This is a genomic window from Acinetobacter parvus DSM 16617 = CIP 108168 (assembly GCF_000368025.1).
In the GTDB taxonomy this organism is placed as follows: domain Bacteria; phylum Pseudomonadota; class Gammaproteobacteria; order Pseudomonadales; family Moraxellaceae; genus Acinetobacter; species Acinetobacter parvus.
The window spans coordinates 705,798-731,858 of the sequence record NZ_KB849211.1; the positions used below are offsets into that span (position 1 = coordinate 705,798).

At 40.5% G+C, this 26,061-nt stretch carries 23 protein-coding genes and 2 pseudogenes; 10 read left to right on the forward strand and 15 right to left on the reverse strand.

What is annotated here, in order from left to right; genetic code table 11:
- Positions 1-314 precede the first annotated feature (314 nt).
- Complete coding sequence (locus tag F988_RS05365) at positions 315-791, forward strand: hypothetical protein (RefSeq protein WP_004681591.1); 477 nt, start codon at positions 315-317, stop codon at positions 789-791.
- 25 nt (positions 792-816) lie between these two features.
- Here the strand turns inward: F988_RS05365 and F988_RS05370 are convergent, their stop codons facing one another.
- The 5 genes from F988_RS05370 to F988_RS05390 form a co-directional block, all read right to left on the reverse strand.
- Complete coding sequence (locus tag F988_RS05370; protein WP_004681592.1) at positions 817-1,377, reverse strand: hypothetical protein; 561 nt, start codon at positions 1,375-1,377, stop codon at positions 817-819.
- 2 nt (positions 1,378-1,379) lie between these two features.
- Positions 1,380-1,958, reverse strand: a complete 579-nt coding sequence (locus F988_RS05375) for a ComF family protein (protein ID WP_004681593.1) — start codon at positions 1,956-1,958, stop codon at positions 1,380-1,382.
- 251 nt (positions 1,959-2,209) lie between these two features.
- Positions 2,210-3,175: a YagK/YfjJ domain-containing protein gene (locus F988_RS05380; protein WP_004681595.1), complete on the reverse strand. Its 966-nt coding sequence runs from the start codon at positions 3,173-3,175 to the stop codon at positions 2,210-2,212.
- A gap of 264 nt (positions 3,176-3,439) precedes the next feature.
- Positions 3,440-4,897 carry a hypothetical protein gene (locus F988_RS05385; protein ID WP_228127115.1) on the reverse strand — a complete coding sequence of 486 codons (1,458 nt, stop codon included), beginning with the start codon at positions 4,895-4,897 and terminating at the stop codon, positions 3,440-3,442.
- Positions 4,898-5,169: 272 nt separating this feature from the next.
- Positions 5,170-5,766 carry a hypothetical protein gene (locus F988_RS05390; protein WP_004681597.1) on the reverse strand — a complete coding sequence of 199 codons (597 nt, stop codon included), beginning with the start codon at positions 5,764-5,766 and terminating at the stop codon, positions 5,170-5,172.
- Between the two features lie 487 nt (positions 5,767-6,253).
- On the opposite strand from F988_RS05390, the gene F988_RS05395 reads away from it, so the two are divergent.
- Together F988_RS05395 and F988_RS15750 are read left to right on the forward strand one after the other, a co-directional pair.
- Positions 6,254-7,372, forward strand: a complete 1,119-nt coding sequence (locus F988_RS05395) for a Fic family protein (RefSeq protein WP_004681598.1) — start codon at positions 6,254-6,256, stop codon at positions 7,370-7,372.
- A gap of 289 nt (positions 7,373-7,661) precedes the next feature.
- Positions 7,662-7,736 (forward strand): annotated as a pseudogene (locus F988_RS15750) (integrase arm-type DNA-binding domain-containing protein); the annotation flags it as partial.
- A gap of 244 nt (positions 7,737-7,980) precedes the next feature.
- On the opposite strand, the gene F988_RS05400 reads toward F988_RS15750, so the two are convergent.
- The 3 genes and pseudogenes from F988_RS05400 to F988_RS05410 form a co-directional block, all read right to left on the reverse strand.
- A complete protein-coding gene (locus F988_RS05400) occupies positions 7,981-9,714 on the reverse strand; it encodes a bifunctional protein-serine/threonine kinase/phosphatase (protein WP_004681601.1) in 1,734 nt (577 codons plus the stop codon).
- A 63-nt stretch (positions 9,715-9,777) separates the two neighbouring features.
- Entirely contained in the window at positions 9,778-10,587 is an 810-nt protein-coding gene (locus F988_RS05405; RefSeq protein ID WP_004681602.1) for a formate/nitrite transporter family protein, read from the reverse strand.
- A 179-nt stretch (positions 10,588-10,766) separates the two neighbouring features.
- Positions 10,767-11,125, reverse strand: a pseudogene (locus tag F988_RS05410) (DUF6607 family protein); the annotation flags it as partial.
- A gap of 436 nt (positions 11,126-11,561) precedes the next feature.
- On the opposite strand from F988_RS05410, the gene F988_RS05415 reads away from it, so the two are divergent.
- Positions 11,562-13,052: a long-chain fatty acid transporter gene (locus F988_RS05415; RefSeq protein ID WP_004681604.1), complete on the forward strand. Its 1,491-nt coding sequence runs from the start codon at positions 11,562-11,564 to the stop codon at positions 13,050-13,052.
- Positions 13,053-13,304: 252 nt separating this feature from the next.
- Complete coding sequence (locus F988_RS05420; protein ID WP_004681605.1) at positions 13,305-14,531, forward strand: OmpP1/FadL family transporter; 1,227 nt, start codon at positions 13,305-13,307, stop codon at positions 14,529-14,531.
- Positions 14,532-14,620: 89 nt separating this feature from the next.
- On the opposite strand, the gene thrH is transcribed toward F988_RS05420, so the two are convergent.
- Entirely contained in the window at positions 14,621-15,238 is a 618-nt protein-coding gene (thrH, locus tag F988_RS05425; RefSeq protein ID WP_004678194.1) for a bifunctional phosphoserine phosphatase/homoserine phosphotransferase ThrH, read from the reverse strand.
- Positions 15,239-15,409: 171 nt separating this feature from the next.
- On the opposite strand from thrH, the gene F988_RS05430 reads away from it, so the two are divergent.
- A complete protein-coding gene (locus F988_RS05430; RefSeq protein ID WP_004681607.1) occupies positions 15,410-16,138 on the forward strand; it encodes a phosphoadenylyl-sulfate reductase in 729 nt (242 codons plus the stop codon).
- A gap of 279 nt (positions 16,139-16,417) precedes the next feature.
- Complete coding sequence (locus F988_RS05435) at positions 16,418-17,803, forward strand: WS/DGAT/MGAT family O-acyltransferase (RefSeq protein WP_004681608.1); 1,386 nt, start codon at positions 16,418-16,420, stop codon at positions 17,801-17,803.
- A gap of 36 nt (positions 17,804-17,839) precedes the next feature.
- Here the strand turns inward: F988_RS05435 and F988_RS15050 are convergent, their stop codons facing one another.
- The 6 genes from F988_RS15050 to F988_RS05460 all read right to left on the reverse strand — a co-directional run bounded on the left by F988_RS15050 (position 17,840) and on the right by F988_RS05460 (position 22,607).
- Positions 17,840-18,013: a PA1571 family protein gene (locus F988_RS15050; RefSeq protein WP_004681609.1), complete on the reverse strand. Its 174-nt coding sequence runs from the start codon at positions 18,011-18,013 to the stop codon at positions 17,840-17,842.
- A 135-nt stretch (positions 18,014-18,148) separates the two neighbouring features.
- Complete coding sequence (rng, locus tag F988_RS05440) at positions 18,149-19,603, reverse strand: ribonuclease G (protein WP_004681611.1); 1,455 nt, start codon at positions 19,601-19,603, stop codon at positions 18,149-18,151.
- Positions 19,604-19,659: 56 nt separating this feature from the next.
- On the reverse strand, positions 19,660-20,226 hold the full coding sequence (locus tag F988_RS05445; RefSeq protein ID WP_004681613.1) for a Maf-like protein: 567 nt from the start codon (positions 20,224-20,226) through the stop codon (positions 19,660-19,662).
- The gene (gene mreD, locus F988_RS05450) at positions 20,214-20,705 is read right to left on the reverse strand and encodes a rod shape-determining protein MreD (RefSeq protein WP_004681615.1); all 492 of its coding nucleotides are present in this window, start codon (positions 20,703-20,705) and stop codon (positions 20,214-20,216) included. Before mreD ends, F988_RS05445 begins: the two co-directional genes overlap by 13 nt.
- Positions 20,692-21,549 (reverse strand): rod shape-determining protein MreC, encoded by an 858-nt coding sequence (gene mreC / locus F988_RS05455; RefSeq protein WP_004681616.1) that lies wholly within the window; start codon positions 21,547-21,549, stop codon positions 20,692-20,694. The genes mreD and mreC overlap by 14 nt, the downstream gene beginning before the upstream one ends.
- Before the next feature lie 17 nt (positions 21,550-21,566).
- Complete coding sequence (locus tag F988_RS05460; RefSeq protein WP_004678210.1) at positions 21,567-22,607, reverse strand: rod shape-determining protein; 1,041 nt, start codon at positions 22,605-22,607, stop codon at positions 21,567-21,569.
- 133 nt (positions 22,608-22,740) lie between these two features.
- Here F988_RS05460 and gatC point away from each other — a divergent pair, with 133 nt between their 5' ends.
- Genes gatC through gatB form a run of 3 tightly spaced genes read left to right on the forward strand, consistent with a single transcriptional unit; the run spans position 22,741 to position 26,059 of the window.
- On the forward strand, positions 22,741-23,058 hold the full coding sequence (gatC, locus tag F988_RS05465; protein ID WP_004678212.1) for an Asp-tRNA(Asn)/Glu-tRNA(Gln) amidotransferase subunit GatC: 318 nt from the start codon (positions 22,741-22,743) through the stop codon (positions 23,056-23,058).
- A gap of 53 nt (positions 23,059-23,111) precedes the next feature.
- Positions 23,112-24,590 (forward strand): Asp-tRNA(Asn)/Glu-tRNA(Gln) amidotransferase subunit GatA, encoded by a 1,479-nt coding sequence (gene gatA, locus F988_RS05470; protein ID WP_004681619.1) that lies wholly within the window; start codon positions 23,112-23,114, stop codon positions 24,588-24,590.
- On the forward strand, positions 24,590-26,059 hold the full coding sequence (gene gatB / locus F988_RS05475) for an Asp-tRNA(Asn)/Glu-tRNA(Gln) amidotransferase subunit GatB (protein ID WP_004681620.1): 1,470 nt from the start codon (positions 24,590-24,592) through the stop codon (positions 26,057-26,059). Before gatA ends, gatB begins: the two co-directional genes overlap by 1 nt.
- The last annotated feature ends 2 nt before the right edge of the window (positions 26,060-26,061 follow it).

The following is a 26,061-nucleotide window of genomic DNA, read 5'->3' on the forward strand; positions in this document are numbered from 1 at the left end:
TGACCAGCTACCACAACAAAATAAGGTAGCTTAACTAGAGCAGAATATCACTTATAAATAAGCTTTTAGTTGTTCAAACATGTGGGACCACCTCTATATCTCTTTTAAAGGATGTAATTTCCAAAACAAATAATAAAACTATTAAGACTGAAGATGTTCTAGAGTACCTAGAAAAAGCGACAAAATACTTCTCAATTGCAGAGAGTTATTCACATAAGATTCTTAATGACAAAGCTGCGCTAAAAGGTTTTGCTGTTAGTAGTTTTGCAGATGATTGCTTTGCAATCTTAGAAACTTATTTACTGCATATTACATTGTTAAAACAATTATTTAACTCTCATATCTCTCATATTGATCTTAGCAAAGCAATTTCGGAGAAAGCACTAACTAACACTCAGAGAATAACAGTACAATATTCAAAAAAAGGGGTTCCTGAATTAAAGCAACGCTTTAAAGATTTAGAACTAAGCACAAATGGCTTTGATACCAAAGCAACAAAAAGTGAGTTTAATCTAAGCATGTCTGATCGTTTATCACTTATTATTGGCGGTGTTGGGCTAGCACTCATACTTATCATTTCTTTATTCATTCCAAGCCCTACTAACTGGCAACAGGTAGTACTAAGAGCTATACTCTCTTTAACTATAGGAATACTTATTTCAACTGTTCCAGGTTTTTTACATATTAATTTAACGGGGAAAATACTTGATAATAGATATAAAATTATAGCAACGGGATCTATCGCTGCATTTGTTATTATTTATATGTTCAACCCAGCATTTGTAAGTTAATTTTTATAGGGCTAACTATTGAGCCCTATAAAAAACTTGGTTGCATATTGCTCTTTCTAAGTAATTCAATATTTTTAGAAATATTAATTTTTTTATCTGCATTTTTCAGGGATAACTCTGACATTTTTTGAGTAATTAATAAGAACTCATCAACATTATAAACACGTTGGAATTTCTTTTCTTGTTGAAGAAAAACTGTAACTTTTTTATTTTGCTTAATAAGCTCAATAATATTCTTTAATGTCCCTGTACTTTTTTTATCCCAAAGCATAACCCCAATGTCTGCATCATTTGCTAAAGCTACATCCTTAGCAGTAAAAAAATCTCTTGTACCAAATTTATAATTTGTAGCTATTGATTTTGTAGACCAATTGCCTAGATTATTTCTTACTATAGTACCACTATGGTAAATAGTGACTTTACTATACGTTTGAATATTAAGATAATTTTGTACAGCTTTATCAATTCCATCAGCATCACCAAGGATAATTTCATATCCTTGGTTGATCATCTTATCAATACGTTTAGTTACTGATTCATCTAGTTTTTTAATACTGATAGAACCAGCAATAAAAATTTTTTTCACTGCTATTTCCAAGTTAATGCTGCTACATATATATCTTTAACTTTAGGATATGAGCTTAACACATTACAAGCAGCCTCCATAGTAGCCCCTGTATCAAATAGATCATCTATAAGTAACACATTCCAACATCCAGCATTTCGAATGCCATCATAGAGTGAAAAACTATTAGCTAAGACTGACTCTTTTTCCTCCCTTGTTTGTAAATCCTTAAGAGAAGTTCCATTTTTTGTTTTATGTAAAATATTAGTAAATACTGGTATATTTAGAGCTTGCCCAAGCCCTTCTGCTAACCCATATACAGGCTGGCGATCACGATTATTAGATGCAGGCATAGGAACAATGAATCCTATCTTTTCACTAAAATGTTCATTTATTACTGAAGATAGAGAGTCAACTAAAGTAGGTATCTGATTCCAATCATTTCTATATTTTAATAAAAATAATGATTGACCTATGTCAGATCTTTTAGTGTCAAACATAGGACGACCATATTCATTTTCACCAAGATATTCACTCTTTAGAACATGCTTATCTAAAACAATTCCTTTTTTCCAAGGACCATTGATTTCCTTAACATTCATATGACTATTGATCTCTAATCAAAACCAGATTGATAACTATGCAAAATACAATTAAAACATAAATTACTAAAAACAATTTAACATAAAATCTACCAGCAAAACATAAATTCAAACCTACATAGAGCATCTAAATTTCGCCCATAGGAAACGAGCCAGATACGGCTCATTTCCTTAGAAACTCCAATTTGCATTTTTAGCTAATAGTATATAACTCTATCCTACTGTATTGAGATGTATAGCCTTGTCCTCAATCAACATGAAGAACAGCCGAAAGCCCTCATACCTTTCACACGAACTCTAAGCCGTTGGTCAATCTTTTTAGCGGTTATACGAGCTAAATAGCTATACACAGCTTTAAGCCTTTCTAATCCTATTGGATCGTCACGACTAATCATACCCAGCCCATTCAAATACTTGTAACGTTGAGCTTCTTGTCTACGTCCTGTATTTACTCGCTGTGTGTCATTCTCTTCTAAATCTTCATCCGCATGTTTACAGGTATGACAATTCCAATAATAACCAAGCCCTTCCGTGATTTTATCCATCCATACCCTACCCACCCATCTAGCAAGCTTGCAGTCATACGTAGATGTAGAACCATCATAGATCAAAAATAAATGAACGTGATAACTGCCTTCTGGTGCCTGCTCTAAACACCAAGCATTCAGTTTCAGGTTTTTAAAACACTTATCCTTATTTGCCATACGGTTACGAAGCCTTTGAACGTGTCGATTAAACATTTCAATATCAACCATATGCTGTTTATCCACGTGATACTTCAAATCCACCCTGACAATAAGATTACGGCTATAACGATGGAATAATCTCTCTACAGCTGTTCGAAGTTTTCCTAATCTCCTCTTAACACCAAACTTATACTGACGAAGATCACTCAGGACTTTTTTCTTATTAACTTGGAATGACCAACTATAAGCATCTAATAACCAATCACTTATTTCTAAAAGAGATGCATATGTGTATTGACCATCTTGAATGTGCTTAAAGCTATAAAACTCATAGCTAGCTAAAAACTCAAATAAACCAACGTAGTCTGCATATACATGATTACAGGAATAAACTTGTTCAAAGGCATCTAGCAATCTAACCAGTTCAGGTAGGTCTTTTCTCTTCAAACCTTTGTTAATAATCCTTTTTGTAAAAGATTCAATTTCAATCAGCAATCTTGGTTCATGGAGAGTGTGTTGGTGAATGTTCATGATGACTAATTCCGTAATATGCTCATCAGATCAGGTGTTTGAGTATTTTTTAATTCTTAATCTTTAGTTATATAATTCATATATATAATATCTACTACAGCTTTTCAGACAAAAAAATGCCCTAGGATTCATTGGAATATAGAAACATTTCAATCTATTTACCTTAGGGAATGTTAGGAAATTGATCATTTTGAGCAAAGCTAAAGTTATTCAACGCTTATGGTCAAATCTCAAGGAGGAATCACATTGAGCATACGTTATCAATCATGATGATTGGCTGCCCTCTGTGGTTGAAATTTTCTTAGATTTTGGTTCCTGTCCTTTCGTATAACGTTTGATTTTCTTACCATTTTCCATATCCACCCATAGTATAAACAAGTCCAAAAAGTAAAAATAAGGTAAATAGTATTTCAGGAAGCTTTTCCGAAGGTCTTTATCAATGGTTTCAATTTTTAAAACCTCATGTCTTAACTCGGCCTTTGGAGCAAAAATATTGCAACTACGCATGCTGTAATGTATTTCATTCGCTGAGTTACTCAGTTTGTTCTTTTCGTTATAGCGTGCGATAAATTTACCCAAATACCGCCTTAGCTTCTCTGGCAAATTGGCATCTTGCAGCTTGGGTTGATATTCAAAAAACAAGGTTAAATCCGCATAAGTTTGTCTGCTCTGCCGCTGTACACAGTCATATTGATCCCAACGCAACAAATAGCCTCTAAGCCAACTTAGTGGTTGTGCTGACTGACCCACTCGTAAGAATTCAGTCAGAATCGATGATTGCTCTGTCTGATTCAAACTTTTGTTTGGGATAGTGAACTCGATACGGATACGCAAGGCATAAACATCTTTGGCTAGCAAATAACGAGTGTACTTGGTGAGTTTTTTTAAATTGCCATCTAAACTTGTTTTAGATTTTATAAAATCGTGATGTGATAGCTCATTCTTTAAAATGCTCATTTTTTCATTAAGTTGAACTATGATTACGTCATTCAATGGCGGAGATTGAAGCTCTTTCAACTTACTCCAATTTGCCTGCAAAAAACTTAAAAAGGACAATACATTTTGAGAACGGAATTGTGCTTTTAACACGTACTGAAAGAGATCTGGCTCATTAAGTAAAGTTTTAAAAATACTCAACCACATCCGACCCAATCGAGTGTGCATTTTTGAATATTCTTCAGGTGAGAAAAAACCAAACAACACTTTGTTCGGAATAATAAATAATTCAGGTTTCACCGCTTTTAGGGTTTCGCAAAACACTTCTATTCGCCCCAACAGATAACCTATCGTTAAATGCCCACCTTCATTGACTGGCAAATATGAATATTCTGAATAAGTAAGGTCAGCGTAGCTCAAATATTGCTGTGCAGGTTTTGCTAAATGTTTTCGATGAGCAAATATCCTTGTATCCTGTTCACTTAGGTCATTGAGGATACAATAGCCTTTGGATAGCGACTCTAAATTCTTAGAAGTAGGTAAAGATGATGATTGCAGAGCCAAACATCCATCTTTTATCCGATGTGGGTTAAAACCTAAATTAAATTTAAAAACCTGTTCTACAGCAAAGAAGTAGCTAAATATCCAGTACCAACTTTCGTTTACGGCTGCTACATCACTTTTTTTGATGAAGCCAACTGCCTTTTTATTAAAGTGTTTGCGAACAACATCATTCCAATTTCTAACAGTGTACTTATCCGACAAAGTAGAAAAAATACCTGCCAACTCTTTCTTGAATTTTAGGATAAATGTATTCTCAGGAAAGTGCTGTGTTTCCTTAAGAATCAAAACAAAATGTAGATTGATGCCAAATTCCTGACTTGGTTCCAGTTTAAACAAGTAATGAATAAGTGTGTTTAATCCATCAACTTTCTGCAAGATCGCTTTTATTTTATCCTCAAAGTCTGAATACAATTTTAGGTAATCATCCTCCCCCTTTGGTTGATCTCGATGAATTGTCACATCGAAGCAAAAGACATAAATCTGCTCATGTTCATCTAAATTTTTTTGAATGTTTGCTCGTACTGCTCCTCACAAACATCTAGGCCCAATTGTTCATCAACAGAAGAGTCTGCTAATACTTTCGGCTTCAATCTTTCTAAGAAATCAAAAAAAATATCCAGCTCATAATCTTTAAATTCGCTTGCTACAAGCGGATGAGAATCAACACACAATCTCATTGCACTTTGCCCTAAGCGCATATTCAAATTTCGTATTAGACCATGATTGCATTGATCAAGCTCATGATTAAAACCTAGATATTGTGAAATTTTTCTAAAGATAAAAAAATCAAAATGATCCCGTTCAGTTAAAACATCACGAGGATATCTCAGACCATTAATCCATTTATTCAGCCCTACACGCTGCCCAACAGTCAAATATGGAAGTTCATCAAGTGTTGGTTCCAGATCATTCTTGAGCACCAGCAACAACTGATCATAGTTTTCCAATAGATCAATTGTCTCTCGAAAAATAACAACTTCATGTTGCTGATTTCTTTTTGACACTCGTTGAAACCACAAAGGATATTTATAGCGAAGCACCTTATACAAATCATTCTTTATTATTCGTTTAAGATAATTGTACTTTTCCATACTAATCCTTTATATTTAGACGACTATAATAAAGTCTTACTTTTATTAATCAGTATTTATTTTACATTAAAATCATTATTTTAATAGATCATTATTCACTATAAAAAATGAATATTAATTAACACCAAAAACAACAATTCTACGTATAAAAACTGGCTATATCCGTTATTGCTTGGAGTAAAGAGTAATGGAGGCCTAAGACCTGAACCAAACTTTCAAAAAGTAAGTGAGTTATGCTTTTAAAGTATGGTAGAGAGCAATCAAGAAATTTGATAAAAGATAGGCTTTGCAATAGATGTGAATTGGCCTGAACAGTTATTATTTACTATTTCTAATTAAAAAAAGTGATTCAGCAATAATGTACCCCTCATTCAATAGAGGTACATGAGTATAAATGAGCTCATTAAACATTACATTCAACTCATTTATTGAGCCGAATATGTGTTATATTTAGCTCACCTTGGAAAGACTCTAAGTGGAGATTAAGATGCAAGATTGGATTTGGCAAAGTGACAACTGGGTAAACTTCACATGGGAAGATGAAATCATCTTACCCAAAACCAGACAAATTCATCAAAAAATTGGAATCCTACTTGGGCAAAGTCAACATGATTTAGCCAAAGAACAATTCACTTTAGATACTCTACTTGCCAATCTTGTAGCGTCATCAGCGATTGAAAATGAGACCTTAAATGTGTATTCATTACGCTCCTCACTTGCTCGTCGTTTGGGTGTTACCCTTGAACAACCTTACCCAAGTTCAGACCGATCTGAAGACTTAACCAACATCATGCTGGATGCGCTTAATAACGTAAAGCAACTACTTACTGTTAAACGTCTTATGCAATGGCACCAATGGCTTTTTAATGACCCTGATTGGACAATGCAGCGTTTACGTATTGGTCAACTCAGAGGTTCAGAACCAATGCAGGTTGTCTCTGGTCGATTGGACTATCCGACCGTTCACTTTGAAGCACCTCCTAGAGAAGGACTAGAAGAACGTTTAGAAGCTTTTATAAATTGGTTTAATCATAGTCTAACCGATGCGTTGCTTGACCCACTACTTCGTGCAGGCATTACTCACTTATGGTTTATCACACTTCACCCTTTTGATGATGGTAACGGTCGTATTACACGTACCCTCACAGACCTTGCATTAGCACAAATGGATGAACAGAGTATACGTTTGTATGCGATGTCCCCCGTTATATTAAATAAACGCAAAAGTTATTATGAAATATTAGAACAAACCCAAAAAAATGATTCCAATATCACCAATTGGCTTGTCTGGTTTTTAGATACTTTAAATGACAGCCTTGAAACGACGCTAAAGCAAATTGATCGAACATTGTTTAAGAGCCAGTTTTGGCATAAATATTCAAACTTAGATCTTCATGAAGGACAACGCAAAGTATTGAATCGTTTATTGGATGGAGGGGAAAATGGTTTTGAACATGGTATCAGTGCCTCACAATATCAAAAGGTTGCTAAAGTCAGTAAAGCAACGGCTACTCGTCACTTATCTGACTTGCTCGGAAAAGAGTGTATAATCAAATTGGAAGGTGGTGGGCGCAATACTCGCTATCAGATCAATACTCAATTATAAATAGAGTACTTTTATTTTTTACGGTATAGTTTGCGGTAAAATCAATTTAATTCATAAATTATAAACTTAAAATTCAATTATACAACATAATAGTTCGAGTCCCGCAGGGCGCACAATCACAATAAACAAATATAGAAAAATATATTTAAAAGCCTTTGATATATAACAATTTAACCAAAACAACATGACAAAATATACAATAATAAATAAGGATACCGTTGCAAAAAATGAGGATATATCCAGTTCTATCAACTTTTGTATCCTCATTCGCTATGGCTAAACACATCCCCCCCTAACAGATTCAAAGTGTTCAAGTGCAAAACCAAAAGAGAAAGACTATTCCCTATACGATGGTCATGGGTTAAGCTTCTGTTAAATCACTGCAAATCACAGGGATGACATCATACACCTCAACATTGGCTTGTTCATGCTTGCCGCCCAGTAGCACCAGATACAACGACTTCATTTAAATATCCAAAATAAAAATTATGATTCAAAAAATTAAATTAACCGCAAGGTAAAATAATCTACAATATTTTAGGAGATTCGTGCTAAACACCAGTTATGAGAAGTAGAAATCAACGCTACAGAAAACTAATAAAAAACAACTAATTGCCGTGTAATAGGGAAAGTAGGCCCAAAAGCAATAATAACAGGATTGCAGATAGCATTTTCCAGAATAAAACAGGGTCCCTATCTACAAATGATTTACGTGCTGGCTGCACAAACAGAGGATTAGAATAATTTAAATCATAAATAAACTCTGAGATGTCCTCATAACGCTGCTCAGGATCAGGTCGAACCGCCTTTTCCAATGCCAGATCAACCCAGATCGGAATATCTTTGCGATATTCAAAGACCGAAAAATAATACAGCTTCCTCAAGTCTTTTCTGGATTTACATTTGGCAATATTGGTCTGGTAAGGTAAATCCCCTGTCAATAAATAATAGGTCAATACGGCAAGCGAATATTGGTCTGATCGGGCTGAAACAGGTTCCAGTAAAAAATATTCAGGTGCCATATAGGCCAACGTTCCCAAGGCAGCATCCTGTGTTTCCCGTTGCATTTCGCGAATGCCTGCAACACGACAAGCCCCAAAATCAATGATTTTTACCGTTCCAAAGCGATCCAGCATAATATTTTCTGGGCGAATATCCTGATGCAACATTTCCAGTCGATGCATTGCCTGTAAACCCTTGGCAACTTGCGCAATAATTTGACGTACTTGATCCAATGCAATCGGTTGTTGCTGATCCAGCATCCATTGCTTTAAGGTCTGTCCCTCAACATAATGCATGGTATGGTAAATATAATGTCGTGGTCGGGTTTGAGGATAGGCGCTCAATACATGAGGACTATGAATCCGCTTGGCAATCCATTCCTCCAGTAAAAACTGTTCAGCCAAATATTGATCATGCTGCACCTCAGAGGCAGGCACTTTGATTACCAGCAACTGTTGCCGATCTATTTCATGTGCCAAATATAAAATACTACGGTGGCTGGTATAGATTTCCCGAAGCAGTTGATAACCATCAAATTGCGTAGGCACATTTAACGCTGGCACAAAAGCCAGTTGTGCATATTCAGGCAAAATATCCTGTGCTTCAATTTGAGGCAGTTTTTGCACTTGAATAATCTGAATGGTCAGGTTATCGGTACTGCCCTGCTGATAGGCATGTTCCACAATGTGCTGAGCAATTTGATCTAAACTGGTATTTGTTTGAGTTAAAAACTGAATGAGTTGCGCTTGGGGACAATATTCATACACCCCATCGGTCATCAAAATAAAAATATCGCCCTCATATAAGGCATAGTTTTGATAATCAATCTCTACCTTGGCATTAACCCCCAAGGCTCGGCTTAAATAGCTTTCTTGTGATGATAACCAAATCCGATGATCTGTCGTCAGTTGTTCCAATTGACCCGATTGCAGCCGATAAATTCGACTATCGCCAATATGGAACAGATGGGCAATCTGCCCTTTCAGCACCATAGCACTCAAGGTACAGACATAACCACGATCTTTATCAAAGCGATACTGGCTCTGTTGAGTCTGTGCGTATAACCAGCCATTGATTGCGGTCAGTACCCGTTCCACCGAGGTTTTGACGGTCCATGTTTCTGGCGTGGAAAAGTAGTCTGATAGCAATCCTGTAACGGCGGTTTGACTGGCAATGTGGCTGACATTGCTGCTGCTAATACCATCCGCCAAGGCAAATGCCATGCCCTTATGCTGCAATAGATAGTTTTGCGGTAAAGTTGCGGCATAAAAGTCCTGATTGAGCTTTTTACGACCTTGATGAGAATATTGCCCCAGTTCAACCTGTAATTGTTGTGTCATTTTTATCTCAGTATTGAACGGGAATCACTCCCTGATCCCCTTATGCCATTCAATAGCAAATCATTAGAAGCTACGTTTTGGTGCTGTTTTAACATGCGTGGTATAGAGCGCAAGACCTGTCAAAGCCAGACCACCCACTAAATTCCCCAATGCAACTGGAATCTCATTCCATAGGAAATAATCCATAATTGAAAAATCACCACCCATCATCATGGCAAATGGGAACAGGAACATATTCACCACAGAATGCTCAAAGCCCATGGCAAAGAACAGCATCACAGGCATCCACATGGCAATGAACTTACCACTCACCGAGGTCGAGACCATCGCACCAATCACCCCCAGTGAAACCATCCAGTTACACAGCATGCCGCGAATGAAAATTGTCATCCAGCCACCAAAGCCATATTCCTTATAGCCAATGGTTCGGTTTTCACCAATATGCGCAATTTTATTACCAATTTCATTTGGTTCAGTGGCAAATCCATAAGTATAAACAGCTGCCATCAACACAGCGACGGTTAATGCACCCGCGAAATTACCTAAAAACACCCAGCCCCAGTGTTTCAGGATTCTTGGAATGGTCACCCCTGGACGCTTGTCGATCCATGCCAATGGCGTTAATACAAAAACGCCCGTTAATAGGTCATAACCCAATAAATACAACATGCAAAATCCCACTGGGAACAACAACGCACCAATAAGTGGCACACCTGTTTGAATCCCAATCGTCACCGCAAATACAGCCGCAATCGCAAGGATTGCCCCTGCCATATAGGCACGAATCATCACATCCCGTGTTGCCATATGCAGTTTTGATTCGCCTGCATCAACAACCTTGACCGCAAACTCGGATGGCGCAATATACGACATAAACAATCCTCTATAGTTTCTTTAAAAATTTTTATAAAAAAAGGGCCTAAAGCATCTTTCAGCTTTAGGCCCCTTTGCCTATAAAAACGTAGTGATTAATTGAAATAGGCATCTTTGCCTGTCTAATTATTTAAAAGCAAATGGCATGCCAGAAATAAAAAAGACCTAAGTATTGATTCACCCAATTTGCGTGCCAGCGCAGTATGGTCTTGCTATCAAACTTGATATTGTCCTGTTCATGCACCCAACCCGTTGCTGTCAATGCATGGCGGTTGGTCCCAATAATCACATCGTAATCATTACGAATCGTATGCTCACGGCGTGGCAATGGACGATAGGTTTCATTTGAAGTCCATTCCGTTACCCCATTATCTTTGGTCCAACGCCCCAAACCTGCATAACATGGAGAGTCATCCACCTGCCATACTGTCTGCAACCATTTCCCTTGTGCATCCTGTTGTTTTAGCTAAATACTTTTCCATTTATAGTTACCAATATAGCGCCACATTTTTGTTGGTTCATATTCCCAATCTTGTCGCACCTCATGTTTGAATTCGCCATAAATTACGTATTCAGCTATAGAGCAGAATATTACTTATAAATAAGCTTTTAGTTGTTCAAAAAAGTGGGACCACCTCTATAAAAATTCTATTTTTTACAAAAAACCCTTCACCTTACAAAAAATTTTTTTAGTAAAAATGCAAAAAATTGGCTCTATCATCTTAGAATAATAGTTTATATTTTTCATCATATTATCAATAAAAACACATATGTATATAATTATTTATAGCATTTTTTTATCCATTTTCATGCAATCATTCGTACTGGATAGTTCATTTAGAATATTTACTCTTATTCTAATTATGGTATTTTTGTTACATGAAGTTATAGCCAAATACATTTAATAATCAGTTTGGCGTGCCAATCATAGCTTCTTTACTTAACAAATCTTGAAATTCAAGGAAAGATTTAAAATGAAATTAAAACATCTTAGCACTGCCATGATCTTAGCGACGCTACCTGCAACTGGAGTTTTTGCAGCAGCACTGGATCGTTCAGGTCAGTCAATGTCTGCTTTTTTCCAACCAGGTAACTACTTCGAAGCTGGTCTTTCGGTTCTAGACCCAACAGTGAAAGGCCAAGAAGCTGGCACATCATCAACAACACGAAAAATTGGGGATATGGCGGATGACTATTATTTCCCTAGCGCAGCATTAAAATTACAACTGACTGACAACGTTTCTTTCGGTTTATTATACGACCAACCTTATGGTGCAAATGCTCAATATTCTGGAAACAACGTTTTTGTATCGAATCCTGGCTCTGATACTGTTCTACCTGTTGAAAAAACAAATGCTTTAGTACAAAAGAAAGTAACTGATTATTTAAGCTCTCCAACAGGCCAACAGCAAATTGCTGGACTTGTGCAAGGTGGTATGACCCCTGCTCAGGCTCAAGCAGCAGTCACTCAAGGCTTCTTAAATAGTGCACCAGTAAAAGCATTACAAAAAGGTCTTGCTGATGCAAATGCAGCTTTAGGCGAAGGTAATACTTCAGTAAAAGTAGATACGCAAAATATTTCTCTTGTTTTTGGCTATCAACCAGTTAAAAACATCAACCTGTATGCTGGTGGTGTTTACCAAACAGTTAAAGGTAATGTAAACCTACGTGGTACAGCTTATAGTATCTACAATGGCTATGATGCGAATATCAAAGAAACTGGCGGTGCTGGTTGGTTAGTCGGTGCAGCTTATCAAATTCCTGAGATTGCGCTTAAAGCATCTTTGACATATCGTTCAGAAATCGATCACAAAGTAAATATTAATGAAAATTTCTCTGTAACCTCTGCGTTGGTTAACAACCCAGCCGTGTTAGCAGGTTTACTGGGCATTACTCCTGCTCAAGCATTAGCTCAAGCACAAGCACTTGAAGAAGGCAGTGCGGGTAAAAAGACCAAAATTACAACGCCACAGTCTGTTAACTTAGATTTCCAAACAGGTATCATGGCGAATACAGTTGCGTTTGCAAACGTTCGCTGGGTCAACTGGAAAGACTTTGCAATCCAACCATACAAGTTCGGTTTATTGTCTCAACAAATCGGTGGTTTAGTTGGTCGTCCAAACGGTTTCAACTTAGTTGAATATTCTGATGATCAATGGTCTGTTAACGCAGGTGTTGGCCGTAAGCTAAGCGAACAATGGGCTGGTAACGTTTCTGTAGGTTGGGACTCTGGTGCAGGTAACCCTGTAACAACACTTGGTCCTACAGAAGGTTATTGGAACGTGGGTGTCGGTCTTCAATTTAGCCCGACGCCAGCAACCTTTATTGCTGCTGGCGTGAAATATTTCTGGTTAGGCGATGCTAAAGCACAAACTGGTGCTCAAGCAGGTGGAAATGAATATGTTGCAGAGTTTAAAGACAACAATGCAATCGCCTATGGCTTAAAAATGGGCTATCGCTTCTAATCCACAGTTTTCAATAAAAGGTCATCTTGGGATGGCCTTTTTTTATACAACTTTAATAAATAAAATCAAAATCATAACTAAATAAATCAGCAGTGATACAAAGTTTAAAACCATCAATAAAAACCGTGAATGCTCAAGTATTTTCAGTGACTTTACCGTTCATTTATTGACATTTGTAAATTATTTAAGCGAATAAAAACTATGTTACTTTTCGCGCCATTCTGTTACAAAGTGATTTGAGAGAACATATTAATGAAGCTGAATGCTATTCAAACGGCTCTTCTACTTAGCTTAGTTCCAACAACAACATTCGCCGCAGCACTGGATCGCTCAGGTCAATCAATTGCCGCTTTTTTACAGCCAAATAACTATTTTGAAGCAGGTATCACCGTTCTAGATCCGAGTGTTTCGGGTAAAGACACATCTAAAAATAATACAGGTGATATGGCCAATCACTATTACGCGCCCAATGCAGCCTTAAAAATTCAAGCCACAGAAAAACTTTCGATTGGTTTGATTTATGATCAGCCCTATGGCGCAGATGCAGAATACACGGGCAAAAGTAACTTTATCGAAAGCCGCCCTGTTCCATTTAAAGGCGGCACATCAGTTACAGTTGATACTGAAAACTTAAATCTGCTACTCGGTTATCAACCGAATCAAAACTGGAATATTTATGCGGGTGCGGTCTATCAAACCCTAGATAGTACCGTACTGTTACGTGGCAAAAGTTATAATGCCTACAGTGGTTATGACTTCAAAACAGGCAAAGATGAAGCAGTTGGCTGGTTAGCGGGTGTTGCTTATCAAATTCCTGAAATTGCACTCAAAGCTTCTTTGACTTACCGTGCAAAAATCAAGCATGAAATGAATGCTTATGAAAATCATGGTATTGCAGGCATGACTGGCAGTGCAGGTTTGGATGCAGTTCTAAATAAAATTAATCATTCAGAAGGTACAACTGAAATCACCACCCCACAATCGATCAACCTCGATTTCCAAACTGGAATTATGGAAAACACCGTTGCATTTGCCAATTTACGCTGGGTGAACTGGAAAGACTTCGCTATTCGTCCTTATAAATTTGGGGCAGCCTCCATCCTCCCTCCTATTGTTGCCTCAACAGGGAAGAAAGACGGTTTTGACCTTGTAGCCTATACTGACGATCAATATTCAATTACCACGGGTGTGGGCCGTAAACTGAATGATCAATGGGCGGGTAATGTCTCTGTAGGCTGGGACTCTGGTGCAGGTAATCCTGTGACCACACTTGGTCCAACGGAAGGTTACTGGAACCTTGGTCTGGGTGTTCAATACAACCCTACCCCAGCAACATTCATCGCAGGTGGAGTGAAATATTTCTGGTTAGGTGATGCAAAAGCCCAGTCAGGCTCTCAGTTCAACACACCAGGTTATGTGGCTGAGTTTAAAAACAATGATGCAATCGCGTACGGTTTAAAAATTGGTTATAAATTCTAATTTTGACCGATCAAAACAAAGGGCACATGATGTGCCCTTTGTTTTATCCAGTTTTCTATTATCACAGTTAAAAACAGAAAATCTTGGGTTTATTCTGGAATATTACGCTGAGATACTGAACGAATCGCCTGCTTTAATGCTTCATAACCATGCAGTGGTGGAAACTGTGGAAATTCAGCAATTACATTGTCTGGCGCATCAAACAGGAAACCGTGATCAGCCTCACCCAGCATGGTTGTGTCGTTATAGGAATCACCAGCAGCAATCACGCGGAAATTCAAACCATGTAATGCTTTTACAGCTTGACGCTTTTGATCTGGTTGACGCAGTTTATAGGCAGTAATCATGCCATTTTCATCGGTCTCAAGTTTATGACAGAAAATTGTTGGCCAGCCTAACTGCTTCATCAATGGATGGGCAAACTCATAGAATGTATCAGATAAAATAATCAGTTGAAAATGAGTACGCACCCATTCCACAAATTCTCTCGCACCTTCAAAAGGCCCCATGTCTGCAATAACGTCCTGAATGTCATTTAAACCCAAACCATGTTGTTTAAGGATGTTTAAACGCTGGGTCATTAATACATCATAATCTGGAATATCACGAGTTGTTGCCTCGAGTTCTTTAATGCCAGTTTTCTTTGCAAAATTAATCCAGATTTCTGGAACCAAAACCCCTTCAAGATCTAGGCAGACGATTTCCATGAATGCTTCCAATGTTGGTTAAAAATTGCTGTATCATACCATTAACATTTTCAATTTTGCGCTGTTGTTGAATAAAACGGTTTTATTCTGCAAGATTAAAACCACAAGCAGGCCAACAGCTTTGCTTATAATGATTTACAATTGTGCCCAAGCCTATCGCCAGGAACATTCATGACTGTTATTCCTACTATTGACCTTGTAGATGCGCTCGCTGCTGAATACGCAGACAAATCGCCACGAGAAATTTTAGAACTCGCACTTAGCCAGCAAGGTGAGATTGCAATTTCATTTTCGGGTGCGGAAGATGTTGTGCTGATTGATATTGCCTCACGTCTTGGCAAACCCTTTCGTGTGTTTAGTCTGGATACAGGTCGTTTGCATGCGGAAACCTATCAATTTATTGAAACGGTCCGTAAGCACTATAATATCACTATTGAAATCTGCTTCCCTGAATCCGCAGCAGTACAACAACTGGTTAATGAAAAAGGGTTGTTTAGCTTTTTTGAAGATGGGCATCAGGAATGTTGTGGTGTTCGAAAAGTGCAGCCTTTGCGTAAGAAACTTGCCACTTTAGATGGCTGGATTACAGGGCAGCGTAAGGACCAGAGTCCAACTCGCAGTGATGTTCCTGTGGTTCAAGCCGATGTCGGTTTCTCTGGCGAGGGCAAACAACTAATTAAATACAACCCGCTTGCCAACTGGAGCAGCGCGGATGTATGGAGTTACATTCGGATGATGGAGATTCCATACAACCCACTGCATGAGCGTGGTTTTATCTCGATTGGTTGTGAACCATGTACTCGCCCTGTACTTCCGAATCAGCATGAACGTGAAGGTCGCTGGTGGTGGGAAGAAGCCACACACAAAGAATGTGGTTTGCATGCAGGCAATCTTAAATAATAGTGCCTAGCAGATTTGGTATATAAAAACCACTGATTCGTCAGTGGTTTTATTTTTTCTGACTCCTCTGTACAAAGTCATATTTTAACCAGACTAAACCGTATATACTTCACACAACGGTTCAATAATTCTAATAAGAATTATAGGGTGTGTTGGATGCGATCTTGCGAGCTATGTTCCATTGCGATATAGCACATTGTTTAGACTATGCACGGCATGATTGAAGTGTCATCAGACCCTACAAGTATCTTATAAAAAATGCAAGGAGAGGCTATATACATGCGCCCATTACACCCAATCGATTTCATTTTTCTTTCTTTAGAGAAAAGACAGCAACCTATGCATGTAGGTGGCTTGTTTTTATTTGAGATTCCAGAAAATGCATCGCCTACTTTCGTTCATGACCTAGTTCAAGATATCCGACAATCAAAAAGTATTCCTGTTCCACCATTCAACAACCAGCTTAATGGGCTATTTTGGGGAGAGGATGAAGAGTTCGATATTGACCACCATTTCCGCCATATTGCCTTACCAAACCCAGGCCGTATCCGTGAATTGCTGGTCTATATCTCGCAACAACATAGCTCACTGCTTGATCGTGCAAAACCACTTTGGACCTGCGATGTGATTGAAGGAATCGAAGGAAATCGTTTTGCGATGTATTTCAAAATTCATCATGCGATGGTCGATGGCGTTGCAGGTATGCGTTTAGTGGAAAAATCGCTTTCAAAAGATCCGAATGAAAAGCATGTCGTGCCATTATGGTGTGTCGAAGGAAAGCGTACTAAACGCTTGAAAGCACCTAAAACCCCTGCTGTCAGTAAAATCAGGGGAGTTCTGGATACGATTAAATCCCAGTGTGAAATTGCACCTAAAGTGATGCAGGAACTTTCACAAACACTGTTTAAGGAAATTGGGAAAAACCCTGACCATGTGTCAACATTTCAGGCACCACCGTCAATTTTAAACCAACGTGTAAGCTCTTCCCGCCGTTTTGCTGCCCAGTCTTTTGAGCTGGAACGTTTCCGTCGTATTGCCAAAACACTGGGCGTTACCCTTAATGATGTGGTATTGGCGGTATGTTCTGGTGCATTACGTGAATATTTGATCAATCAAAATAGTTTGCCGAAAAAACCGTTAATTGCAATGGTGCCTGCTTCATTGCGTACAGATGATTCTGAGTTCAGCAACCGTATCACCATGATTCTGGCAAATTTAGCCACCCATATTGCGGACCCAATTGAACGTTTAGAAATTATTCGCCGTAGTGTGCAGAACTCAAAACAGCGGTTTAGCCGCATGAGTGCAAACGAAATCCTAAACTATAGTGCATTAGTCTATGGGCCAGCAGGTTTAAACATTGCTTCAGGCATGCTTCCAAAACATCAGGCATTTAATCTTGTGATCTCGAATGTACCAGGCCCACGTGAACCTTTATACTGGAATGGTGCGAAACTTGATGCGCTCTACCCTGCATCTATCGTCATGGATGGTCAAGCACTCAACATCACCATGACCAGTTATCTGGACAAGTTGGAAGTCGGTTTAATTGCGTGCCGTAATACTGTACCAAAAATGCAGACACTTCTTACGCATTTAGAGGATGAAATTCAGCGTTTTGAAAAGGCGATTCGGGACTTGCCAGAACAGAAAGTTGCGAATTAAGTTCGCAGAAAAAATTAAGGGGCTTTACATAGCCCCTTATTTTTTAATTGCACGGCAACGTTGTAAAAGCTGATGACAAGCGGAACGAATCATGGCCGTGGTAATCTGAACCTCTTTACCTTGGCTATCAACCATATAGCACGTATTTACGGGATTACTGTCCAAAACATGCTTAAAACCGTGATTCACTAATCTTTCACTGACATTCATAGTTATATACCTCTTATATTTTGCTAAGACACCCAATAGTGCCTATGGCTCATTTTATTGTTCTAGTATTTAAAATTTGTGATCGAAAGTAAAATTTCAGTTGTAACAAGGATTAAGCGAAATATTGTTACAACTTTAGCTTAAAATGATATCGTATTGCTCTTGCGTATACAGATTTTCGACCTGAAATTTAATCACGCGATTAATGAAATGTTCCAGATCCGCCACGGCTGGGGCTTCTGCTGTGAGTAGCCGATCAATGACCGCTGGATGTGCAACGACAGTAAAGCCACCCTTGGAATCAAATGCACGGGCATAGCGCAGGATTTCTCGAAATATTTCGTAACATACTGTCTCCGCCGTCTTCACATAACCACGCCCCTGACAGGTTGGGCATGATTCACACAGTAAATGCTCCAGAGACTCGCGAGTACGTTTGCGGGTCATTTCAACCAGACCAAGTTCCGAAACCTGGGTAATCTTGGTCTTAGCATGATCCCGTTCCAGCATCTTTTCAAACTGGCGCATCACCTCGTCACGGTGTTCGGCTTCCTGCATGTCAATGAAGTCAATAATAATAATCCCACCAAGATTACGCAGACGTAGTTGTCTTGCAATGACCTGTGTGGCTTCCATATTGGTCTTAAACACAGTGTCTTCTAAACTACGACCACCCACATAAGAGCCTGTATTGACATCAATCGTGGTCATGGCTTCGGTCTGGTCAATCATCAGGTAACCACCAGACTTGAGCGCCACCCGAGTCTGCAAGGCTTTCTGTAGATCATCCTCAACGTTATATAAGTCAAACAGTGGTTTTTCACCAGGATAATGAATCAAACGATCATGCATGCTCGGCATAAATTCATCAATAAATTCTTGCAGCTTGCCGTAGATTTCCCGTGAATCGACATAAATTTTGGCAGTTTGTTCACTGGCCAGATCACGCACCACTCGGCGCGGCAAAGGCAATTCCTCAAAGATCAGGGATGGAACAACGGTACTTTGCTGGGTACGTTGAATATATTCCCAAAGCTTGGCGAGATAGCACATGTCCTGCACAATCGCCGCTTCATCCACTCCCTCTGCGGCAGTACGCACAATCACGCTGCCTGGTAACTGGTGTTCGACCTGAATACGCTCAATCATGCTGCGTAAACGGTCACGCTCCTCTTCGGACTCAATGCGCTGGGAAACCCCAATATGCTTGCCAAAAGGCATCATCACCAGATAACGGGATGGGATAGAAAGGTCAGTGCTAAGTCGGGCGCCTTTAGTGCCAAGCATGTCTTTCATGACTTGAACCGTCAGGATTTGCCCAGGATGTAGCAACTCAAAAACGTTGGGAGTTGGCTGTGAACGGGGCCACACCATATCATTGATATGTAAAAAAGCGGTTCTGGACAAACCAATATCAACAAAGGCGGCCTGCATTCCTGGCAGCACCCGCACCACCTTGCCCTTGTAGATATTACCCACTAAACCACGCTTTACCGTACGCTCAACGAATAATTCATTAACCGTTCCATTTTCAATCAAGGCCACACGACATTCCATCGGTGTGACGTTAATCAGCAATTCTTCTGCCATAACCAACTCAAAATTTTATAAAAATTCTTATATCCGAAAGTATCAGCCTGGTAATTTTATACGGAGGCCTTAACGCTTTCTAATAACTGTACTGTCTCATATAAGGGTAAGCCTACAACATTACTGTAACTTCCACGAATCTGTGGAATATATTGCGCCGCAATTCCCTGTATCGCATAGGCACCTGCCTTACCAATAGGTTCGCCAGTAGCCCAGTATTTTTCCATTTCCACATCACTCAAACGTTGGAACTCAACCTGGGTACGCACTACTGTACTCAAGATTTTCGAGCTGCTTGCCACACAAATTCCAGAGTAGACATCATGCCACTGTCCAGAAAGTGCTGACCAAATTTCAAAGGCATGCTGCTTTGACTCTGGCTTTCCAATAATCTTTCCAGCACAACTTAAACTGGTATCCGCTGCAATCACAATCGCTTCTGGGTACTGGTTTAAAACAACCTGAGCCTTGTCCCTTGCCAAGCGTTCAACATACTGTTCAACAGTTTCACCGTCCTGCACAGCCTCATCAACATCTGGACTATAACTATCAAAGTCCAAACCGAGTTGCCTTAACAGCTCCTGCCGACGGGGTGAGCTTGATGCGAGAATTATATGCGCCATTTGTGTAAACAATAATAAACCAGAGGCCACGTCACGATACTGGTCAGCACGGGCTGCCAATGACGCGCAATCGAAAAATGTGTCCCTGCAATGGTCTGGCTAATCCACAGAAAAATGATATGCGTCACAATCGCAATCACCGCAATCACCCATGAGTTTCCAAAAGTCAGGATACGGCGTTCACGAATAAAATAGCGTGTCGCAAAGGCAATAAATACAAAACTCAGTGCATTTAAACCGAAAGGTGCATCCAGCAGCAAATCAACGAACAGTCCCATGCCGAATGCAAACCAGACACCACACCAGACAGGCTGGTAAAGAATCCAGAACAGCATGATCATCAGCATCAATGATGGCCGCCACCCTGAAGCTTCATAGGCAATTGGGTAGACCATCAGGATTGATCCGATCACGATGGAAATGATGATCATCCAAAGCGGGTCTTTACGTTTTTCATAATTCAGCTTAGCGATCGGCATACGGTTGCTCCTGCGCCAAGGATTCAGAGAACAGCACCACCACATGATGACCACTTGCAAGCTGGGCCGCTGGTCTCACATCAATTTCGGCAAACTCACCCGAAGTATGACGGCTCACCTTAGACACCGTTCCCACTAAATAACCTGCTGGAAAATTTTCACCCAAGCCTGAACTGAACACCTTGTCCCCCACCTGAATATTGGCACTGGTAGGTACATACTCCATTTTGAGCTGTCCCAAATCCCCTGTACCCGAGACGATTGCACGCATCCCCGTACGTTCCAAACGTACAGAGAGAGAATGTTCTTTATCAGACAGCAACATCACCCGCGAACTGTGCGGATAGACACTAATCAACTGCCCCATAATGCCTTTATCATCCAGAACAGTCTGGCCCACCTTTAAATGGTCCAGTGAACCACGGTTGATAATGATGATATGACGCAAAGGGTCAGCATCTGTTCCAATCACTTCTGCAATTTGCATACGACCATCAATAATCAATGGCGTATCCAAAAGCCCCCTTAAACGGTTATTTTCCGCAGAGAGTTCTGAAAGTTTTTGGAGTCGAACCTGTGCCTGTAAGAGTTCAGCCTGCATCGCAGTGTTTTCACGGCGCAGTTGGGTTTCAGACTTGGTTTGTTGGTTCAGCCATTCTCGCGACAGTACAGGATAGCTTGCCAGCGCATAAATCGGATTATACGCGGCGTACAGAACATCCCTTGCAGGCTGGATGACATAGGGCATGCGCCAGTCAAAGAAAAGCACCACCAGACATGTAATGACCGCAATGATAAAGGAGCGAAAAGATGGCGGTTGTCTTGAAAAAAGATTCGGTTGCACCGCCTGATCCTTATGGTTTAACCAACGAAAAGCATGTCATGGTTTGGATTGTCAAAAAACTCTAAGACTTTACCGCCACCACGGGTGACGCAGGTTAAAGGATCATCAGCAACAATCACAGGTAAACCTGTTTCTTGGGCAAGGAGTTTGTCCAGGTTACGCAGCAATGCACCACCGCCTGTTAAAACAATGCCACGTTCAGCAATATCAGAAGAAAGTTCAGGTGGAGTTTGTTCTAAAGCAGATTTTACAGCGCTGACAATACTTTGTAGTGGATCAGAAATCGCCTGAGTAATTTCATCAGAAGTTACGGTAATCGCACGAGGAACACCCTCAGCTAAATTACGTCCACGCACTTCTATTTGTAGCGTTTTGCCATCAGCAATCGCCATACCCACTTCTTTCTTGATCGTTTCAGCCGTTGTTTCGCCAATCAGGCAACCGTGTGCCTTACGAACATAGTTGATAATCTGTTCATCAAAGACATCACCACCGATACGGAGTGAATCTGCGTAGACACAACCCTGTAATGAAATGATTGCGATCTCGGTCGTACCACCGCCCACATCCACCACCATTGAACCACATGCCTGTTCAACGGGCATACCCGCACCAATTGCGGCAGCCATTGGCTCTTCAATCAAACGCACATCACGCGCGCCTGCATTAAACACAGCCTCACGAATGGCACGGCGTTCAACCAATGTCGATTTACATGGCACACACACCACCACACGCGGTGCTGGTGGAAACAGACGCTTTTCGTGCACCTTGCCAATAAACTGGTTCAACATGGTCTCAGTGACTTCAAAATCAGCAATCACACCGTCTTTCATTGGACGAATTGCTGAAATATTCGCTGGTGTACGGCCTAACATTTGTTTAGCATCAATCCCTACAGCCGCCACAATCTTTTGTGAGCCGCTGTGACGAATGGCCACAACTGTTGGTTCATTTAATATAATGCCACGGCCTGGTGCATAAATAAGGGTATTTGCAGTACCTAGATCAATGGCTAAATCCGGCGAAAACAAGCCAATTAGTCGTTTTAGAATCACGGGGGCGTTCTCAATTAAACTTTGTGTGAATACAAGGTGGCAACTTTAACGAAATGTGATGCTTTGAACAAGTCAATCGCTTATTATAACGCACGATATTTTGCAATTTTTTGATACTGAATTAGGTAAAGTTATGTCTACATCATCAGATGCTCAGCAGACGACGGACTTAAATGCACAAACCGTTTCAGGGATTGCGCATCTTGCCCGTTTATCCCTAGATGAAACGCAATCTGCTGAATATGCTCAAAGTTTAAATAAAATTCTTGGCATGATGGAAAGCTTGAAAAACATTAATACCGATGATGTTGAGCCTTTAAAAAGCCCATTTGACCATCCACAGCCTTTACGCGCCGATGTGGTGAGTGAAAGCAATCACCGTGATGAATATCAGGCGGTCGCCCCTGCAACAGAAGCAGGTCTGTACCTTGTACCTCGCGTAATTGAATAAGATTTATTCGATTAGTCAATATTTTATATTTAGAATGTAAAGAAATTTTTCATATGACAGATTTACATCGCTTATCAATCCGTGAACTTTCCGAGGGCTTAAAACAGGCCCAGTTTTCATCACGTGAATTGACCGAACATTATTTAAAACGTATTGCCCACCTTGACCCAAAAGTAAAAAGTTATGTGACGGTGACGGCAGAACAAGCACTTGCTGAAGCTGATGCGGCTGATGCTGCACTCAAAGCAGGTAACGCACATGCGCTAGCGGGTATTCCACTTGCCCACAAAGATATTTTTTGTACCCAGGGTATTAAAACCACTGCGGGTTCAAAAATGCTGGATAACTTTATTTCACCTTATGATGCAACTGTGGTTGCCAAAGCCAAAGCTGTAGGTCTTGTGACTTTAGGCAAGGTGAACATGGATGAATTTGCAATGGGTTCAACCTCTGAAAACTCTTACTTCGGTGCAACCTCCAACCCCTGGGCGCTTGATCGTGTTCCAGGAGGGTCGTCTGGTGGTTCCGCAGCGGCTGTGGCTGCGGATTTAGCACCGATTGCCACAGGAACGGATACTGGTGGCTCGATTCGCCAACCTGCTTCATTCTGTGGCTTAACGGGCTTAAAACCGACCTATGGTCGTGTGTCTCGCTTTGGTATGATTGCCTATGCATCATCACTGGATCAGGGCGGTCCAATGGCACGATCAGCAGCAGACTGTGCTTATTTGATGAATGTGATTGCAGGTCATGACAGCAAAGATTCTACTTCAGTAAATAAAGATGTGGACGATTACGTTGCCAAACTAAACGGTACGGCAGTCAAAGGCTTACGCATTGGTATTCCAAAACAGTACTTCAATGTGGCTGGTTTAGATGCAGACGTGAAAGCGCGCGTTGAAGAATCATTGAAAAAGCTTGAAGAGATGGGTGCAATCTTGGTTGAGATTGATCTCAACATGACTGAAGCCTATGTGCCGACTTACTATTTGATCGCCCCTGCGGAAGCATCTTCCAACCTATCACGTTACGATGGTGTTCGTTATGGCTATCGCTGTGACAATCCAAAAGACATTTTAGACCTGTATAAACGCTCACGCTCTGAGGGTTTTGGTGCGGAAGTGCAACGCCGTATCCTGATTGGGACTTATGCCCTTTCTGCGGGTTACTACGATGCGTACTATGTCAAAGCACAAAAAGTACGTCGTTTGATTCAGCAGGATTTCCTTAAAGCATTTGAAAATGTCGATGTGATTGCTGCGCCATCTGCACCAACCACTGCATACAAAATCGGCGCAAACCTCAGTCCGACTGAAATGTATTTAGGCGATATCTACACCCTTGCCGTGAACCTGGCAGGTCTACCCGCCATCAACGCACCTGTAGGTTTTGATAAAGACAGCCTGCCTGTGGGCTTACAGTTGATTGGTAATTACTGGTCAGAATCACAATTGCTTTCGATTGTGCATCAATATCAACAAAACACAGACTGGCATACCAAACGTGCGGCAATTGCTGAGGAGAATGTATAATGACTGAAGCTCAAAAGTTAAAGCTTATTGACGGTTGGGAAGTCGTTATCGGGATCGAGATCCACACTCAGTTGGCGACCAAGTCTAAAATCTTCTCTGGTTCATCGACTGAATTTGGTCAAGACCCAAACACCCAAGCCAGCCTTGTTGATTTGGCCATGCCAGGCGTATTGCCAGTATTGAATGCTGAAGTGGTTGATCTTGCGATTCGCTTTGGTTTGGGCATTGATGCTTACATCGACCAAGCCTCTGTGTTTGCCCGTAAAAACTATTTCTATCCAGATTCGCCAAAAGGCTACCAGATCAGCCAGATGGACAATCCAATTGTGGGCTTGGGTCATATCGACATTCAACTTGAAGATGGTACGGTGAAGCGTATTGGCGTAACTCGTGCCCATCTTGAAGAAGATGCTGGTAAATCCATCCATGACCAATTTGAGGGCATGTCAGGTATCGACTTAAACCGCGCTGGTACGCCATTGCTTGAAATCGTGTCTGAACCTGATATGCGTTCAGTTGAAGAAGCTGTGGCTTATATCAAGGCGATTCATACATTGGTGCGTTGGTTAGGTATTTCTGACGGTAACATGGCCGAAGGTTCATTCCGTGCTGACTGTAACGTGTCTTTGCGTCGTCCAGGTCAGCCATTCGGCACTCGTTGCGAGTTAAAAAACCTCAACTCATTCCGTTTCATTGAGCAAGCGATCAATGTTGAAATTGAACGCCAAATGGAAATTTTGGAATACGGCGGCACAATTGATCAGGAAACCCGTTTGTTCGATCCGAACAAGATGGAAACCCGTTCAATGCGCTCGAAAGAAGAAGCCAACGACTATCGCTACTTCCCTGATCCAGACTTGTTACCAGTGATCATTTCAAATGAACAAATCGAAGCTGCTCGTGTGGCGCTTCCAGAATTGCCTGCTGCACGCCGTGCCCGTTTTATGGCTGACTTTGGCGTAACGGAATATGATGCACATGTACTTACACTTTCTCGTGAAATGGCAGACTTCTACGAGGCTGTTGTAGCTGCTGCTGGCGGTGAGAAGCAAGGTAAAGTTTCAGCAAACTGGGTGATGGGTGAATTCTCAGGCGCTTTAAACAAAGCGGGCCTAGAATTGGCGGACTCTCCAGTTTCTGCTGAGCAGTTGGGTGGCATGATCGCGCGTATTGTGGATAACACCATTAACGGTAAAATTGCCAAGCAGGTGTTTGGATTTATGTGGGAAGCAGAGGGTAAATCTGCGGATGACATTATTGCTGAAAAAGGCTTGAAGCAAGAAACCGATACAGGTGCGATTGAGGCGATTATCAAAGACGTGCTTGCAGCCAATGAAAAAATGGTTGAAGAATACAAGTCTGGTAAGGAAAAAGCCTTTAATGGTCTCGTTGGTCAAGTCATGAAAGCTGCAAAAGGTAAAGCTAATCCAGCTCAAGTAAATGAATTAATGAAGAAATTGATTGGTTAACT